This window comes from Pseudoxanthomonas sp. GW835-FHT14C01, from assembly GCF_058793715.1.
In genome coordinates this window covers 445,429-461,299 of record NZ_JBXAGB010000002.1, presented here as the reverse complement: position 1 = coordinate 461,299, position 15,871 = coordinate 445,429, and the positions used below count along the sequence as shown (strand labels likewise).

At 69.2% G+C, this 15,871-nt stretch carries 16 protein-coding genes; 8 read left to right on the top strand and 8 right to left on the bottom strand.

Translation table 11 applies throughout. The features are described from left to right. Nucleotides 1–53: 53 nt before the first annotated feature. On the bottom strand, nt 54–395 hold the full coding sequence (locus tag AC1Q5B_RS08795; RefSeq protein ID WP_492631308.1) for a hypothetical protein: 342 nt from the start codon (nt 393–395) through the stop codon (nt 54–56). 87 nt (nt 396–482) lie between these two features. Then, nucleotides 483–1,004, bottom strand: a complete 522-nt coding sequence (locus tag AC1Q5B_RS08790) for a YybH family protein (protein WP_492631307.1) — start codon at nt 1,002–1,004, stop codon at nt 483–485. A gap of 57 nt (nt 1,005–1,061) precedes the next feature. On the opposite strand from AC1Q5B_RS08790, the gene AC1Q5B_RS08785 reads away from it, so the two are divergent. From AC1Q5B_RS08785 to AC1Q5B_RS08775, 3 genes are all read left to right on the top strand, one after another. After that, the gene (locus AC1Q5B_RS08785) at nt 1,062–2,333 is read left to right on the top strand and encodes an alkaline phosphatase family protein (protein ID WP_492631306.1); all 1,272 of its coding nucleotides are present in this window, start codon (nt 1,062–1,064) and stop codon (nt 2,331–2,333) included. 49 nt (nt 2,334–2,382) lie between these two features. Next, on the top strand, nt 2,383–3,882 hold the full coding sequence (locus AC1Q5B_RS08780; RefSeq protein ID WP_492631305.1) for an AlkA N-terminal domain-containing protein: 1,500 nt from the start codon (nt 2,383–2,385) through the stop codon (nt 3,880–3,882). A gap of 96 nt (nt 3,883–3,978) precedes the next feature. Further along, the gene (locus AC1Q5B_RS08775; RefSeq protein ID WP_492631304.1) at nt 3,979–4,476 is read left to right on the top strand and encodes a methylated-DNA--[protein]-cysteine S-methyltransferase; all 498 of its coding nucleotides are present in this window, start codon (nt 3,979–3,981) and stop codon (nt 4,474–4,476) included. A 5-nt stretch (nt 4,477–4,481) separates the two neighbouring features. On the opposite strand, the gene AC1Q5B_RS08770 is transcribed toward AC1Q5B_RS08775, so the two are convergent. The 4 genes from AC1Q5B_RS08770 to AC1Q5B_RS08755 form a co-directional block, all read right to left on the bottom strand. Then, entirely contained in the window at nt 4,482–5,243 is a 762-nt protein-coding gene (locus AC1Q5B_RS08770) for a LytR/AlgR family response regulator transcription factor (RefSeq protein WP_492631303.1), read from the bottom strand. After that, complete coding sequence (locus AC1Q5B_RS08765) at nt 5,240–6,463, bottom strand: sensor histidine kinase (protein WP_492631302.1); 1,224 nt, start codon at nt 6,461–6,463, stop codon at nt 5,240–5,242. The genes AC1Q5B_RS08770 and AC1Q5B_RS08765 overlap by 4 nt, the downstream gene beginning before the upstream one ends. Continuing rightward, the gene (locus AC1Q5B_RS08760; protein WP_492631301.1) at nt 6,460–8,091 is read right to left on the bottom strand and encodes a serine hydrolase; all 1,632 of its coding nucleotides are present in this window, start codon (nt 8,089–8,091) and stop codon (nt 6,460–6,462) included. Before AC1Q5B_RS08760 ends, AC1Q5B_RS08765 begins: the two co-directional genes overlap by 4 nt. A 144-nt stretch (nt 8,092–8,235) precedes the next feature. Next, nucleotides 8,236–9,492 (bottom strand): formimidoylglutamate deiminase, encoded by a 1,257-nt coding sequence (locus tag AC1Q5B_RS08755; RefSeq protein ID WP_492631300.1) that lies wholly within the window; start codon nt 9,490–9,492, stop codon nt 8,236–8,238. Nucleotides 9,493–9,558: 66 nt separating this feature from the next. On the opposite strand from AC1Q5B_RS08755, the gene AC1Q5B_RS08750 reads away from it, so the two are divergent. After that, entirely contained in the window at nt 9,559–9,780 is a 222-nt protein-coding gene (locus tag AC1Q5B_RS08750; protein ID WP_492631299.1) for a hypothetical protein, read from the top strand. Between the two features lie 4 nt (nt 9,781–9,784). Next, on the top strand, nt 9,785–11,011 hold the full coding sequence (hutI, locus tag AC1Q5B_RS08745) for an imidazolonepropionase (protein WP_492632068.1): 1,227 nt from the start codon (nt 9,785–9,787) through the stop codon (nt 11,009–11,011). 65 nt (nt 11,012–11,076) lie between these two features. Here hutI and AC1Q5B_RS08740 read toward each other — a convergent pair whose 3' ends face one another. Together AC1Q5B_RS08740 and AC1Q5B_RS08735 are read right to left on the bottom strand one after the other, a co-directional pair. After that, nucleotides 11,077–11,253, bottom strand: a complete 177-nt coding sequence (locus AC1Q5B_RS08740) for a 30S ribosomal protein THX (protein ID WP_162339004.1) — start codon at nt 11,251–11,253, stop codon at nt 11,077–11,079. 139 nt (nt 11,254–11,392) lie between these two features. Further along, nucleotides 11,393–11,800, bottom strand: coding sequence for a MerC domain-containing protein (locus AC1Q5B_RS08735; RefSeq protein WP_492631298.1), 408 nt, complete (start codon nt 11,798–11,800; stop codon nt 11,393–11,395). A gap of 92 nt (nt 11,801–11,892) precedes the next feature. On the opposite strand from AC1Q5B_RS08735, the gene AC1Q5B_RS08730 reads away from it, so the two are divergent. The 3 genes from AC1Q5B_RS08730 to AC1Q5B_RS08720 all read left to right on the top strand — a co-directional run bounded on the left by AC1Q5B_RS08730 (nt 11,893) and on the right by AC1Q5B_RS08720 (nt 15,860). Next, entirely contained in the window at nt 11,893–14,055 is a 2,163-nt protein-coding gene (locus AC1Q5B_RS08730; RefSeq protein ID WP_492631297.1) for a TonB-dependent receptor, read from the top strand. A gap of 114 nt (nt 14,056–14,169) precedes the next feature. Continuing rightward, entirely contained in the window at nt 14,170–14,628 is a 459-nt protein-coding gene (locus tag AC1Q5B_RS08725) for a MarR family winged helix-turn-helix transcriptional regulator (RefSeq protein ID WP_492631296.1), read from the top strand. After that, nucleotides 14,625–15,860, top strand: a complete 1,236-nt coding sequence (locus tag AC1Q5B_RS08720) for an MFS transporter (RefSeq protein WP_492631295.1) — start codon at nt 14,625–14,627, stop codon at nt 15,858–15,860. Before AC1Q5B_RS08725 ends, AC1Q5B_RS08720 begins: the two co-directional genes overlap by 4 nt. The last annotated feature ends 11 nt before the right edge of the window (nt 15,861–15,871 follow it).

Here is a 15,871-nt window from a genome sequence, read left to right as displayed (position 1 = left end):
GCCATCGTTTCCCGCACGGCGTACGGGAAACGGTTCGCCGCCGCCAAATGACGTCAGTTCAGCGCGGGATCGAGCGCGCGCAGCGCATCCGCCAGATTGGTATGGCCGGTGCGGTCGATATCGTCCTTGGAGTACACGCGACCCGGCTGGCCGGTACAGCGCGGCTTGCCGTCGCGCTGGGTGATGCGGCTGCCGGTCTGGCGCAGGCAATTTTCGTCGGAGAGGCGCTTCCTGTCGCTGGCGGCTGCGGGGGTCTGCTCATCGGCAACCGTCTGCGCCGCCTGCGCTGTGGACGCCGGTGCGGGGGCGGGGGTCTGCTCGACGGGGGTCTGCGCCTGCGCGGCCGCGGCAGCCAGGCTGACGACCAGGGCGAGCATCAGGGGAAGGCGTTTCATGGGCGGTTCCCGGGCGTGAATGTGACTTCAAGATACGCCTCCTGCCGCCGCTTGGCGTCGCGGCGGCGTCCCGCGTTTAGGCCGGCCTCAGGCGCCGGGACAGGCGACGCGCTCGCCCTCGCGGAAGCGCTGCACGGCGGCGGCATCGGCCGGCTGCGGCTGGATGCCGTCGTCGAACAGCACGCGCCAGATGCCGTCATCGTCCCGCTGCCAGACCGAGCCGAAACGGCCGAGCCGCGTGGCGCCGGTCTTCGGATCCTCGTACAGCGCCGGGCCGCTGGAATAGGCAGTGCGGCCATCGCCGCCCAGCGTCACCACGACCGGATACCAGCGCAGGACCAGCGCCGAGCCATCGATCAGGCCGGCCCATTCGCGGGTGATCGCGTCGCGTCCCCGCGTCGGCGTACCGCTGACCCCGAACGCGGCATCCGCATGCAGGTGCTCGGCGAAGGCGGTGGCGTCGTGCTCGGCGACCGAGCGCGCGAAGCTCCGTTCACGCTGCCAGACCGCGCATTCGGCGGCCTGCGCCGGCCCTGAGGCATCCGCGTGGAGGGGCGCGACCGCCCATGCGAGGCAGCAGAGCAACGAACGTCGGAGGGCCCGTGTCATGCGAATGTTCCCGGAGTCTGCCAAGCTGTACGCGATTTCAGCTTCTGTCCGTACCGCATGCGCCTGCCATTGGTCAGGGTGACGGTGCTGGCCGCCCTGATGGGGGCGGCCGGCTGTACCACCCCTCCCGCCCCCCGCCCGGCTTACCCGACGCTGATCGAACCGCACAGCGTCGTCCTGATCTCCGTCGACGGCCTGCCGGCCAGCGCCCTGGGCCGCGGCAACACCCCCGTCCTCGATGCGCTCGCGCGCGAGGGCGTGCGTGCCGAATGGATGAACCCGTCCTACCCGGTGCTGACGTTCCCCAACCACTTCACCCTGGTCACCGGGCTGCGGCCGGACCGCCACGGCATCATCCACAACAGCATGCGCGACGAGACCGTCGGCGGCTTCAAGGTGGCCGACAAGGCCGCAGGCGCGGATGCGCGCTGGTGGCAGGGCGAACCGATCTGGAACACCGCCGGCAAAGCCGGACTGCGCACCGCCGTCTGGGCCTGGCCGGGCAACGCCGCGGCCATCGACGGCCTCCGCCCCACGCGCTGGGTGCCCTACTCCCCGGAAATCGATTCCGCCGCGCGCGCCGAGCAGGTGGCGGCCTGGATGACCGAACCCGCGGCCACGCGTCCGCATCTGGCGGCGCTGTACATCGAGCGCGTCGACAACGTCGGCCACGAAAAAGGTCCGGAGGCGCCGGAGACGCTGGCCGCGATCCGCGAAGTGGATGCCGCCATCGGGCGCATCGTGCAGGCACTGGACGCACGCGGGCTGACGGCGTCGACCGACGTCGTGGTGGTCTCCGACCACGGCATGGCGCCGGTGCGCCCGGACCAGTACATCGCCATCGAGGACATGGCCACGATCGATCAGGCCGACGCGGTGAGTACCGGCCAGGTGATCGGCTTCAACCCGCGCGCGGGCCACGAAGCCTCCACCGCCCAGCGTCTGCTCGGGCGCCACGACCACTACGCGTGCTGGCGCAAGCAGGATCTGCCGTCGCGCTGGCACTACGGCACGCATCCTCGCGTGCCGGCGATCGTCTGCCAGTTCGACGAGGGATGGAACGGACTGCCTGCCGAACAGCTGGCGCGGGTGCCGAAGGATCGCCTGAACCGCGGCTCGCATGGCTACGACAACGCGCTGCCGTCGATGCGCGCGGTGTTCGTGGCCGCCGGTCCGAGCTTCCGGCACGGCGCCACGCTACCCGCCTTCGACAACGTCGACGTCTATCCGTTGCTGGCGAAGCTGCTGGGAATCGCACCGGCGCACAACGACGGCTCGACGGACGTGTTCACCCCGGTGCTGACGCCGCGGACGGACGTCGCGCATTGATGTCCGGAAACGGGGAGTCCGTTCGCGGGGCCGGTGCTAGCCTGCGCACATGCCCACGCCGGATGCCACCGCCCTGCCCGATCCGCGCATCTGCGAACAGGCGCGGCTGAGCCGCGACGCGCGCTTCGACGGTCTGTTCTTCACCGCCGTCACCAGCACCCGCATCTATTGCCGGCCGGTCTGCCCGGCCCCCGCGCCGAAGCCGGCGAACATCGTCTATTACCGCCATGCGGCGGCGGCCGAAGCCGCAGGCTTCCGCCCCTGCCTGCGCTGTCGGCCCGAACTCGCGCCGGGCGACGGTGCGTGGCGACGCGGCGACGATGTCGTCGCCCGCGCATTGAAGATGATCGACCAGGGTGCGCTGGTCGATGCGCCGCTGGCGGACCTGGCGGAGAAGGTCGGTCTGGGCGAGCGCCAGCTGCGCCGCCTCTTCAGCGAGCGCCTGGGTGCGACGCCGAACGACGTGCATGGCACGCGCCGGTTGTTGTTCGCCAAGCAGTTGCTGACCGAAACCACGCTGCCGATCACCCAGGTCGCACTCGCGGCCGGCTTCGGCAGCCTGACCCGCTTCAACACCGCGTTCCGGGAGGAGTACCGCATGGCGCCGCGCGAGCTGCGCAAGCGCGACATGCCACCGGCTCGAGACGTGGTGACGCTGCGGCTGGGCTACCGGCCGCCGTACGACTTCACCGCGATGCTCGACTTCCTGCGCGGGCGCGCGTTGCCCGGCGTGGAAGTCGTGGATGAGCGCAGCTACCTGCGCGCGATCGGCACCGCCGAAGCGCCCGGCTGGCTGCGCGTCAGTGCGTGGGGTGCCGACGCGCATGCGCTCAGGCTCGAACTGCAGGGCGCGGCGCCGGCGGCGTTGCTGGGCATCGTGCATTGCCTGCGTCGCATGTTCGACCTGGACGCGGATCCGCTCGTCATCGCACAGGCGCTCGGCGACGATGCGCGCCTGCGCCCGCTGCTGGACGCACGTCCCGGCCTGCGCCTGCCGAGCGGCTGGGACGGCTTCGAGATCGCGGTGCGTGCGGTGATCGGCCAGCAGGTCAGCGTGGCGGCCGCGCGCACGCTGACCGCACGGCTGGCGCAATGGCATGGCACGCCGCTGGGCATCGGACCGGAAGGATTGACGCACCTGTTCCCGACGCCGGACCGGCTGGTCGATGTCGACCTGACCGACATCGGCCTGACCCGCGCGCGCGCCGACACGATCCGCGGCCTGTCGCGCGCCTTGCTCGAGGGCCGCGTCGACTTCAACCCCGAGCGGACGCTGGAAGATTTCACCTCGCGCTGGGTCGCGCTGCCCGGCATCGGACCGTGGACCGCGCATTACATGGCGTTGCGCGCACTCGGCCATCCGGATGCCTTCCCCGCCGACGACCTGGTGCTGCAGAAGGCCGTGCCGACCGATGGCGCGCGCATGACCGCGAAGGCGCTGACAGCGCGGGCGGAAGCGTGGCGACCGTGGCGCGCCTATGCGGTGATCCATGTGTGGAAAGGCAGTATGCCGGCGCCGAAGGCGATGCCACCTGTAGGCGCGACGTAAGTCGCGACCGGGATCTTCCAGCATGCAAGGACGCTTCATTCATGCGGTCGCGACTCACGTCGCTCCTACAAACGATTCCCCTACCCTGCTCCCACCATGATCCTTTTCCGCCACCTCGACAGCCCCGTCGGCACGCTCACCATCGCCGCCACCGATGCCGGCCTGCACGCGATCGAATTCCCGCGCAACCGGCATCCTGCCGACCGGGAGGGCTGGACCGAGGGCGATCACGCACTGATCGCTCTGGCCGCGCGACAGTTGAGCGAGTATTTCGCGACGAAGCGGCGCGGGTTCGACCTGCCGCTGGCGCCGCGCGGCACCGATTTCCAGCGCACGGTGTGGATGACGCTGGCCGGCATCGGCTACGGCGAAACGATCAGCTACGCGCAACTGGCGCATCGCGTCGGCAAGCCGACCGCGATGCGGGCGGTCGGCGCGGCGAACGGACGCAATCCGTTGCCGATCGTGCTGCCGTGCCACCGCGTGATCGGCGCGGACGGGTCGCTGACCGGTTTCGGCGGCGGTCTGCCGACCAAGCAGTTCCTGCTGGAGCTCGAAGGCGCGTTGCCGAAAGCGGACGACCTGTTCGGCTGACGCGATTACATGCCGCGGAAACGTTGCTGGAACGCGGCGCTGACCGGCAGCACGTCGTCGCGTCCCTTGATGCTGAGCTGGTGGCGGCCGAGTTCGTCCTTGCGCACGCGGTCGATCGCCTGCACCCGCACCAGCACGCCGCGATGGACCTGCCAGAACACGTCCGGATCCAGCCCACCCAGCAGCTCCTTCAACGGCATGCGGATGATCGCCTCGTCGCCAGCGGTGACCACGCGCACGTACTTGTCCTGCGCCTGGAAGAACAACACGTCGTCGACGGCGATCATGCGCACGCTGTCGCCGACACTGGCGGTGATCCAGCGGATCAGCCGGTCGCCCTGCGGGCGCAGGCGCGCCTCCAGATCGTCGATCAGCGTGCGCAGGTCTGGGGCGCGCGCGTCGGCGAGCCGTTCCCGCACGCGTGCCACCGCCTGCTCGAGGCGCGCGTCCTGCACCGGCTTCAACAGATAATCGGCGGCACCGGCCTCGAAGGCGCGGATCGCGTAGTCCTCGTAGGCCGTGGTGAAGACGACCAGACCACCCTGCGCGACGACCTGACGCGCCACGTCCAGCCCGCTGACGCCCGGCATGCGGATATCGAGGAAGGCGACCTGCGGGCGGTGCTGCATGGCGGCTTCCAGCGCGGACACGCCGTCCTCGCAGACCGCCACGACGTCCAGCTCCGGCCACGCCGCACGCAACTGCTGCAGCAGCGCGCGCCGCTGCGGGGCTTCGTCTTCGGCGATCAGGGCGGTGACCGGATTCATGCGGGCGACCCTATCGGCACCTGGATCTCGGCGCAAACGCCACGCGCATCCGTGCGTGCCGTCAACGAGAACGACGCCCGCGTCCCGTAGCGCGCCGCCAGCTGTTCGCGGACGTTCGCCAGGCCCACACCGGTGCTGAGTCCCGGTTGCAGGCCGGCGCCGTCGTCGATGACGCGGATGCGCAGCCGGTCATCGACCCGCTCGGCGATCACGTCGATGCGCCCTGCCCCGGGGCGTGGTTCGATACCGTGCTTGATGGCGTTCTCCACCAGCGTGATCAGCAGCGACGGGGGAAACGCCAGCGGACGCAGCGCCGCGTCCGCCTGGACTGCATAGGCCAGGCGTCCCCCCATGCGCACCTGCATCAGCGCCAGGTAGCTCGCGCAGAGATCGAGCTGCTGGCCCAGCGTCGCGTGCAGGCCGCGATCATCGCGGAGCTTGGGAATCGTGGCGCGCAGGAAGTCGACCAGCGCATCCAGTGTCGCTTCCGCCTGCGCCGGATCCTGGCGCACCAGCGCGCGCACCGACGCCAGCGTGTTGAACAGGAAGTGCGGTTCCACCTGCGCCTGCAGCACGCCCAGGCGCAGGTCCGCGTCGTGTACGCGGTCTTCCAGCGCGCTCAGTTCGCGCGCGTGTTGGTGATCGTCCCAGCGGCGCCGTTCGCTGAAGTACGCACGCAGCGCGAGTCCGCCGCCGAACAGACCGTAGACGAACACCAGGCCCGTCAGGTTGAGCGCCAGGCCGATGGCCTGGACCACCGGCGCGGGCGCGGGCATGGCGGGCTTCAGACCGATCGAGGCCAGGCCGGGCGCCACCAGTTGCTGGATGTAGGCCGATGCCACGCGGTCGATGAAGAAGCTCAGGACCATGCCCAGCAGCACGGCCACCACCACCGCCTTGCGCTCGCGCGACACCGGCCAGCGGCGATGGCGCACGGCGGTGGCCAACGCCGGTCCCAGCATGGCCATCAGGCTGAAGGCGACGAACTGCGTGGCCGCCACCTTCACGGCGACACCGGCGTCGTGCACCGCAACGCCCGTGCCCGTGCCGATGAAAGCGGCGACCACGGCGATGATGGAGCAGAACAGCACGCTGCGCCCCCACAACCAGCGCAAGCCGAACACCGGATACCGGCGATAGCGGCTCAGCACCGAAGTCCCCCCCACCAGCACGTCGGCGGGCAGGGGCTGCGTCAGCAGATAGTCCTGACGCGTGGTCACTTCCGCTCGCCCCGCAAGGTCTGGCCCGCCTGTTTCAGCGTCACGGCGACGACCCGGCCCGCGGCATCGCGCTCGAAGCGGATCTCCGCGCCCACGGCCTCCATCACGAACACGTCGCGCTCCACCGCCTGCACCGGCAACGCCGGCTGGCCGGTGCCCTGCACGGTCAGCGCATCGCCCTGCGCCTTCACTGTGAGACCGAAGCCCGGCACCAGCGGGTACTCGCCTTCGTAGTCGCGCAACGTGGCGGGCTCGACGGTGAAAGCCGGCCTGGCGGCCGCATTGTCGACGCGCGTTGCCGGCAACGCGGCGCCCATCTGCATCCAGATGAAGGTGTAGCCGCTCGCGCCCCGTTGCGGCCGCAACACCGCGTCGAAGTCGCGCGGATAGAAATCACCGGCGCTGTCGTAACCCATCGGGTACGCGCCCTGCCCTGCGGGCTCCACCTCCAGGGCGTCTCCTTGGCGGCGCAACGTCATCTTCATGCCGCTGGCCAGTACGTAGTCGCCGGCCAGTGCATCGAGCAGCACGGCATCGGGCTTGACCTCGACGCGCGGCTCGCCGAGCGGGAAGCTGGGGTCGACCAGGTGCAGGCCCAGCGACCCCAGGCTGCCGATCGAATTCCAGGTCGTATCGGACAGGATGACCACCCCGCGCTGCTTTTCCTTGTCGAACGCCACGAACGACGAAAAGCCGCCGGTGCCGCCCTCATGCAGGTGCACGGTGCGGCCGGCCACCGGCATCAGCATCCAGTTCATCGCCATCGGCGGCGTATCGGACACTCTTTGCTGCGATCGCTCCAGCGCGGGCGCGATGGCGCTGGCCTCTGCCGCAAGCTGCCCCTGGACGTAGCGCACCATGTCGTCGAGGGTGGCGCGTACACCGCCCACGCCCGCGAGATCGGTCTGGAAATGCCAGGCCGAGGTCGGCCGCGCATTCGGCGTATGCCCCACGGCCGCGCGCACACCCTCCGGTGCGGCATTGATGTACGCATGCTGCATGCCGAGGGGTGCGAACAGGCGCCGCTTCAACAGCGTCTCCATGTCCGTGCCGGCACGGCGCGCGACCGCGTAGGACAGCACCATCGAAGCGAAATTGGAGTATTCGAACGTGGTGCCCGGCGCCGTGGTCAGCGTGACGTCGCCGAGGGAAGCGAGCAACGCGGCTGCATCCAGCTTCGCGTACGGGTCCGCCATGTCCGGCGCGCCCATGCGCGAGGGCAATGCGGGCAGGCCGGTCGTGTGGGTCACGACATGGCGCAGCAGGATGGGTTTCCCTTGGTAGTCGGGCACCCTGGTGCCCGGCGGCAGCCACGCCGACAGCGGATCGTCGAGCGAGCCCTTGCCCTGCACGATCAGGTCGGCCAGCAACGCCGCGGTCATCGTCTTGCTGACCGAGCCGATCTCGAAGGCGCTATCGGGCCCGACGCGGGCGGCATCCTCGGCATCGGCGCACTGGAACGTCCGGGCGACGGTCCCGTTCTCGACCACGGCGACCGCCATGCACGCGCCGGTGCGGTCGCCTGTCAGGCGTTGGCCGACGATATCGCCGAGCGCGGCGTCGCTCATCGCGTGGACGGAGCCGCTGGCGAGCGCCAGCGTCAGGGCGAGGGTGTGCGCGTAAGGCATGGGGAACCTCCTGAGGGGATGGCGACCATGCTGCCCTGCGCTCCCCGCCGCCATGCGGACATCGGATGGACCCGCGCCTGTCCGCGACGGAACCCCCGATCCGGCCGATGGCCCTCGGCCCCGAGATCTCATCGGCCGTACGGCTCAGTCATGCAGCAGCCGCCGGAGCGTCTCGCCATAGCGGTGCGCGATGCGGTCGCGGTCCACATGCCGCCCGTCGACGACGACCTCGCGGCCGGCCACGCGCACCTGTTTCACCAGCGGCCGGTTGCCGGCGAACAGCCAGCGATCCACCACATCGTCGGCCGTCGCGCCCGCAAGCGCCGGCGCCTCCGCATCCAGCAGCACACCGTCTTCCCGGGTATCGCCGAAGCCCGTGGCGTCCGCCGCGCTGTCCAGCACGCCGCGCAACAGGGTGTCGCCGACGCTCGGCGAGTGCGGATTCACCGCGATGTTGCGATGGCGCGTGGCCAGGCGTTGGCCGTACTCCAGCCAGCGCAGTTCCTCCACCGGCGACACCGAGACATGCGAATCCGATCCGATGCCCCAGCGCCCGCTGGCCTGCAGGTAATCGCGCAGGGGGAACAGGCCGTCGCCGAGATTGGCTTCGGTGGTCGGGCAGATCGCCACCGTCGCACCACGATCGGCGATGCCCTGCGTCTCTTCGCGCGTCAGATGGGTGGCGTGCACCAGCGTCCAGCGGTGGTCGACCGAGAACTCGCGCAGCAACCATTCGACCGGCCGCGCGTTGCGCACGGCCAGGCAGTCCTGCACTTCGCCGACCTGTTCGGCGATATGGATATGAACCGGCATATCGGCCGCCAGCGCGGCGAGTACCTCGCGCATGGCGGCCTCCGGCACGGCACGCAGGCTGTGGAAGGCGCAGCCGATACGCAATCGGTCATGCGGCAGCGCGCGCAGGCCGTCGATCAGGCGGAGGAAATCCTCGACGCCATGGCCGAAACGCTGCTGGCGCGCGGACAGTGCGCGCCCGTCGAATCCCCCCGTCATGTACAGCACCGGCAGCAGGGTCATGCGGATGCCGGTGTCGTGCGCGGCGGCGATCAGCGCCTTCGACATGGCGGCCGGATCGGCGTACGGCGTGCCGTCCGGCCGATGGTGCACGTAATGGAACTCGCAGACCGTCGTGTAGCCGGCCTCCAGCATTTCCGCATAGAGCTGCGTCGCCACCGCATAGGTACTGTCCGGATCCATGCGTGCGGCGAAGCGGTACATGATCTCGCGCCACGTCCAGAAACTGTCTTCGGGATGCGTCTGCCGTTCCGCCAGCCCGGCCATCGCGCGCTGGAAGGCGTGCGAGTGCAGGTTGGCGATGCCCGGCACGCGCCAGCCATCGTCGACAGCGATGACCGGGACTGCGGTGGAATCGGGATTCGACATGGCGGTGCTTACGGCCGGCGACAGGGGTGCGTTAGGCTACCGCGTCGCCACCGCCAAGACACCTCCATGGACGCGTCGTTCAAACCCTTCGTCGCGATCGCCATCGCGCTGTTCGCCGTGGCCGTTTCATTGACGTTGGTCGCCATCGCGGTGCGCGCGCAGAAGAAGAACGCACGGTCGGCCGATGGCGGTACGGGCGGCGGCGAAGGGAGTGGCGGTCACGACAGCGATGCGGGCTGCGGCGTGGACAGCGGCGGTGGTTGCGATGGAGGCGGCGGTGGCGACTGACACGATGGACCTGCGTTGGGACGGCGTGCTGGTGAACGCACGCCTCGCCACCCTGGCCGGCGAAGCCGGCTATGGCGTGATCGAGGATGGCGCACTGGGCTGGCGCGACGGCGTACTGGCGTTCGTCGGCCCACGCGCCGCCTTGCCGGCATCACCCGAAACGTTGGCGAGCGATGTCGTGGACGCACGGGGCGACTGGATCACACCGGGCCTGATCGACTGCCACACGCACGTCGTGTTCGGCGGCGACCGCGCGGGCGAGTTCGAGCAGCGCCTGCAGGGCGCGAGCTACGAGGACATCGCACGCGCCGGTGGTGGCATCGTCTCGACCGTGCGCGCCACCCGGCTCGCCAGCGAGGACGACCTGCTCGCGCAGTCGCTGCCGCGTGCGCGCGCCTTGCGCGACGACGGCGTGACCACGCTGGAGATCAAGTCCGGCTATGGGCTGGACCTCGACAACGAACGCAAGATGCTGCGCGTGGCGCGCCGGATCGGGGACCTGCTCGGCATCACGGTGCGAACGACCTTCCTCGGCGCCCATGCGCTGCCGCCGGAATATGCCGGACGCGCGGATGACTACATCGCGGCCGTCTGCGAATGGCTGCCGGTCCTGCAGTCGGAGGGCCTGGTCGATGCGGTGGATGCGTTCTGCGAGCGCATCGGTTTCACCGCCGCGCAGACACAGCGCGTGTTCGAGACCGCCCGCTCGCTCGGGCTGCCGGTGAAGCTGCACGCGGACCAGCTCAGCGATGGCGGCGGTGCGGCGTTGGTGGCCGGCTTCGACGGGCTGTCTGCCGACCATGTCGAGTACACCTCGGACGCCGGCGTGGCCGCGATGAAGCGGGCAGGCAGCGTCGCGGTGCTGCTGCCGGGCGCCTTCCATGTGCTGCGCGAGACGACGCTGCCGCCGCTCGACGCTTTCCGGACGCAGGGCGTACCGATGGCGGTGGCGACCGACTGCAATCCCGGCACCTCGCCGCTGCAATCGCTGCGTCTGGCGATGTCGCTGGCCTGCACGCACTTCCGCCTGACCCCGGAAGAAGCCCTGCGCGGTGCCACGGTGCATGCGGCGCAGGCGCTGGGACTGCCGGATCGGGGACGCCTGGTCGCCGGGCAGCGCGCGGACTTCGTGCGCTGGCGCATTGGCCAGCCTGCGCAGCTTGCGTACTGGCTGGGCGGCGATCTGGTGTCGGCGGTGCATGCCGGCGGCCGCGTGGTCACGGCGGCCTAGAAAGACAGAACCCCGGCCAGGGCCGGGGTTCGGTGTCGCCGCCGGGCGTGCCGGCGCGGAACGGCTTACGCCTTGGCGACGGCCTTCTTGGCCACGGCCTTCTTCGCCGGCGCCTTCACGACCGACTTCTTGGCGGTGGCGGTAGCGGCGATGCCGGCCTTGGCGACGGTGCGCTTGCGCGCATTGCCATAGCTCGACGAATAGCGCTTGCCCTTGGCCGTCTTACGATCACCCTTGCCCATCGTTGTTCTCCTGATTCAATGAATTGGTCCGCCCGGCTCCGGGCAGTTGCGCGGTGACCACCGGACCGGGGCTGCTCGCGAGGCCGCAAAGCCTATCACAGGAGGGCCTTGCAGGCTCCTGTCCTGCCTGGCGACGGGGTCAGTGCGCGCAGCTGGCGTCGTGGATATGCCAGTGATTCAGGCGCAGATTCAGCAGGTGGGCCAATCCGACCAGCATGCCGCCGACCGTCATCACGATGGCATGCGGCACGACCGACGCATGCAGCGGCGGATAGAGGACACCGATCCACAACGCCGCCAGACCCACCAGCAGCATGCCCAGCGCCCGGAAAACACGATGGCGGCGGTAGCCCCATACCAGGCTGAAGGCACCGAGCACCGTCACGAATACCACGAAGACCTCCTCCAGACTTTCGCCCAGCCAGAGCGACAGCCCCAGGGAAGGCGCGAGCGCCAAAAGCAGTGGCACGATCGCGCAGTGCACGGCGCAGATCAGGGATCCAGCGGCACCGAGGCGATCGAGGAAATGGCGGAGGGAACGCTTCATGGGAGGCAAGTATGACTTCCGGGAGGGTTATATTGTCACTATTGCTATAATATAACATCATTCGTTACCCCCACATGAGTGATCCCGTACCCATGCCATCCCCTCGCCCCGCCCCCCACCTGCTCGCCACCGCCCTTGCCCTGGTGCTCGCCTCCCCCGCCGCCTTTGCCGACACCAGCGGCGAGGCGAACGCCAAGGACCTCGATGCGGTGGTGGTGACAGCCTCGCCTTTGAAGGGCAATGCCGAATCCGTGGCGACGCCGGTGGACGTGCTGTACGGCGAGGACCTGGACAAGGCCAAGGCCGGCACCCTCGGTGAAACCGTCGCCAAGCTGCCGGGCGTGCAGACCACCTATTTCGGTACCGGCGTCGGCCGTCCAATCATCCGCGGCCAGGAAGGCCCGCGCGTGCAGGTGCTGTCGGGCGGCATCGGCTCGATGGACGCCTCCACGGTCAGCGCCGACCACGCCGTCAGCATCGAGCCCTTCCTCGCCGACCAGATCGAGGTTCTGAAAGGGCCGGCCACCCTGCTGTTCGGCAGCGGTGCCATCGGCGGCGCGGTCAACGTGGTGGATGGCCGGCTGGCCGAATCCCTTCCCGACCAGCCGTTGAGCGGCCGTGCCGAAGTGCGCGGCAACACCGTCAACGACGAACGCACCGGCATGTTCCGCCTCGATGGCGTGAACGGGAACTGGGTGCTGCATGTCGATGGCCTGGTGCGCGATACGGACGACTACGACATCCCCGGCGTCGCCATCCTGCACGACCATGAGGAAGGCGAGGAGCACGAAGAAGAACCGCAGCCCCATGGCACGCTGCCCAACAGCTCGGTCAGGACCAGGGCAGGGGCGGTCGGTGCCACCTACCTGGGCGACCGCGGCTACTTCGGCTTGGCCGCCAGCACCTACCGCAGCAACTACGGCATCCCCGCCGGCGCGCACGTGCATGGCGAGGACGACCACGATCACGACCATGACGGAGAAGAAGACCACGATCACGAGGAGCACGAAGAAGGCCCCGTGCGCATCGACATGGTGCAGAACCGCTTGGACATGAAGACCGGCATGTACAACCCGGTCTCCTTCCTGGAAAGCATCAACCTGCGCGCCGCGTGGAACGATTACGAGCACGTCGAACTGGAAGGCGACGAGATCGGCACGCGCTTCACCAACGAAGGTTACGAGGCGCGCCTGGAAGCCGTGCAGAAGGCCTGGAATGGCTGGCGCGGTGCTTTCGGCGTGCAGGTCGGCAGCACCGACTTCACCGCCGTCGGCGCCGAAGCGTTCGTGCCGTCCACGATCACCGACACGCTGGGCCTGTTCGTGTTGCAGCAGAAGGATTTCGGTCCGTGGAAGCTGGAACTCGGTGGCCGCTACGACCAGGTCAAGCTGAAGCCGGAGGATCGTGCGTCCACCGATTTCGATGCGCTCAACCTGTCGGCCGCCGCCATCTGGCGCTTGAGCGACGGTTTCGACCTGCGCTTCGGACTGGACCGCTCCGAGCGCGCGCCGACCAACGAGGAACTGTTCGCCGGCGGCACGCACGTGGCCACGCAATCGATCGAGATCGGCAACGCCGCGCTCGATACCGAGAAGGGCGTGCGTGCGGAAATCGGCGCGCACTGGCACACCGATCGCGTGGACCTGAAGCTGGCGGTGTACCAGACGAAGTTCAAGGATTTCATCTACCTCACCGATACCGGCGTGGAAGAAGAAGGTTATCCGGTGCGTCTGTGGACCCAGGACGACGCCACCTTCACCGGTGCGGAGGCCGAAGCCAGGATCCAGCTCGCCGACACGGCGGCCGGTGCGTGGGACCTGCGCGTGTACGGCGACTACGTGCGCGCGAAGCTCGATGGCAGTGGCGTGCGCACGGTCGACTTCGAGGTGCCGCACGGCGACCACACGCACGGCTACGAAGTCGATATCGCACAGGGGGGCTACCTGCCCCGCATCTCGCCGATGCGCGTGGGCGCCGACCTCGGCTGGTCGCTGGGCGGGTGGCGCGCATCGCTGGGCGCGGTGCGCTACAGCAGGCAGGACGATCTGGCGCAGAACGAAGCCCCGAGCGACGGCTACACGCTGGTCGACGCGCACGTGGCGTATCGATGGGATCGCACGGCATCGAGCTGGGAAGTCTTCCTGGACGGCAGCAACCTGACCGACGAGGAAGCCCGGCCGCACACCTCGCTGCTGCGCGATTACGCGCCGTTGCCAGGCCGCGGCGTGGCGTTCGGCATCCGCGCGTACTTCTGATCCCTCACTGAGCTCCTCCCCCGGGCGGCTGGCCGGCATGGCAGCCGCCCTTCTTGACAGTCATTATGTGCATATACACATAATTAGGTCGATCACCCTGTCCGCGGATTTCCCATGCCCGCCCCACTCGCTGCTGCCGCACCCGGCAGCCTGTGCACCTGCTTCCGCCTTCGCCGCGCCAGCCGCCGGATGACGCAGGTCTACGATCACGAGCTCGCCGCCGTCGGCCTGAGCCTCAACCAGTATTCGATCCTGCGCCGCAGCGCGCGCGAGCCGCGCGCCCTTGGCGGCTTGGCGGATGAGTTGGGCATGGACCGCACCACGCTTACCCGCAACCTGTCGCCGCTGGTCGACGCTGGCCTGGTGGAAACGGTACGAGGCCGCGATGCGCGCCAGCGCATGATCGGTGTCACCCAGGCGGGCCACGATCGACTCGCCGCCGCGAAACCCTGCTGGCGGCGCGCGCAGGACGTCATCGACGCGATGCTGGGCGAGGCCGGCATCCAGCGGCTGCATGGCGATCTGGACCATCTGGACGATCTGCTGCGTCAGCGCCTGGGAGAGGCCGCATGAGCGCCCATGTCGCGAAGCCTGCGCCGCGCATGCACTGGGGACTGCTGCTGGCAGCGGCCGCCATGCTGATGATCACCATGGGCGCGCGCCAGACCACGGGACTGTTCGTGGCGCCGATCCATCAGGACACCGGCATCGGCATCGCAGCGATCAGCTTCGCGCTGGCGATCGGCCAGTTCACCTGGGGCGCCGTGCAGCCTCTGTTCGGCGCCATCGCCGACAAGCGGGGCTCCACCGGCATCCTGGTGCTGGGCGGCATCCTGCTGGCGCTCGGGCTCGCGCTGACCCCGCATCTGACGTCGCCCTGGGGTCTGATGTTCACCTTGGGCCTGTTGACGGCGGCTGGCGCGGGTGCCGGCAGCTTCTCCATCCTGATAGGCGCCACCGCGCAGCAGCTCGCGCCGGAGAAGCGTTCGTTCGCCGCTGGTTTCATCAACGCGGGCGGCTCGCTGGGGCAGTTCGTGTTCGCGCCGCTGGTGCAGGCGGTCATCGCGTTCGCCGGCTGGGCCACCGCGATGTACACGCTGGCGGTCGCGTCATTGCTTGCGATACCGTTGGCGTTTCCGCTGCGACGGAAGGCCGCGCCAGCGACGGCAGCCACCACGGCCACCGCGATCGGCGACATCACGCTCAAGCAGCAGATCGCCATCGCATTGCGCGATCGCAGCTATTGGATGTTGCATCTCGGCTTTTTCACCTGCGGCGTGCACATCGCCTTCCTGGTGACGCACCTGCCCGGCGAAATCGCGTTGTGCGGGCTGTCGCCAAGCGTGTCGGCGGTATCGATCGCGCTGATCGGCCTGTTCAACGTGGCCGGCAGCCTGGTGGCCGGCGCCCTCGGTCAACGTGTGCGCATGAAGTGGATCCTCGCGGTGATGTACGCCAGTCGCGCGGTGATGATCGCGCTCTACCTGATGGCGCCGCCGACGCCGTTGACGTTCTACATCTTCGCGGCGGCACTGGGCTTCACGTGGCTGGCGACCGTGCCGCCGACGGCCGGCCTGGTCGGCAAGCTGTTCGGCCCGCGCTACCTGGGCACGCTGTTTGGCCTGACATTGTTGTCGCACCAGATCGGCGGCTTCTTCGGCGCCTGGCTCGGTGGCCTGGCACTGGAACGCTCCGGCGACTACACGTGGATGTGGTATCTCGACATGGGGCTGGCATTGATCGCGGCTGTTGCGAACCTTCCCATCCGCGAACGCTCGCCGAAGGCGTTGCCGGCAGCGGCCTGATAGAACCTGCT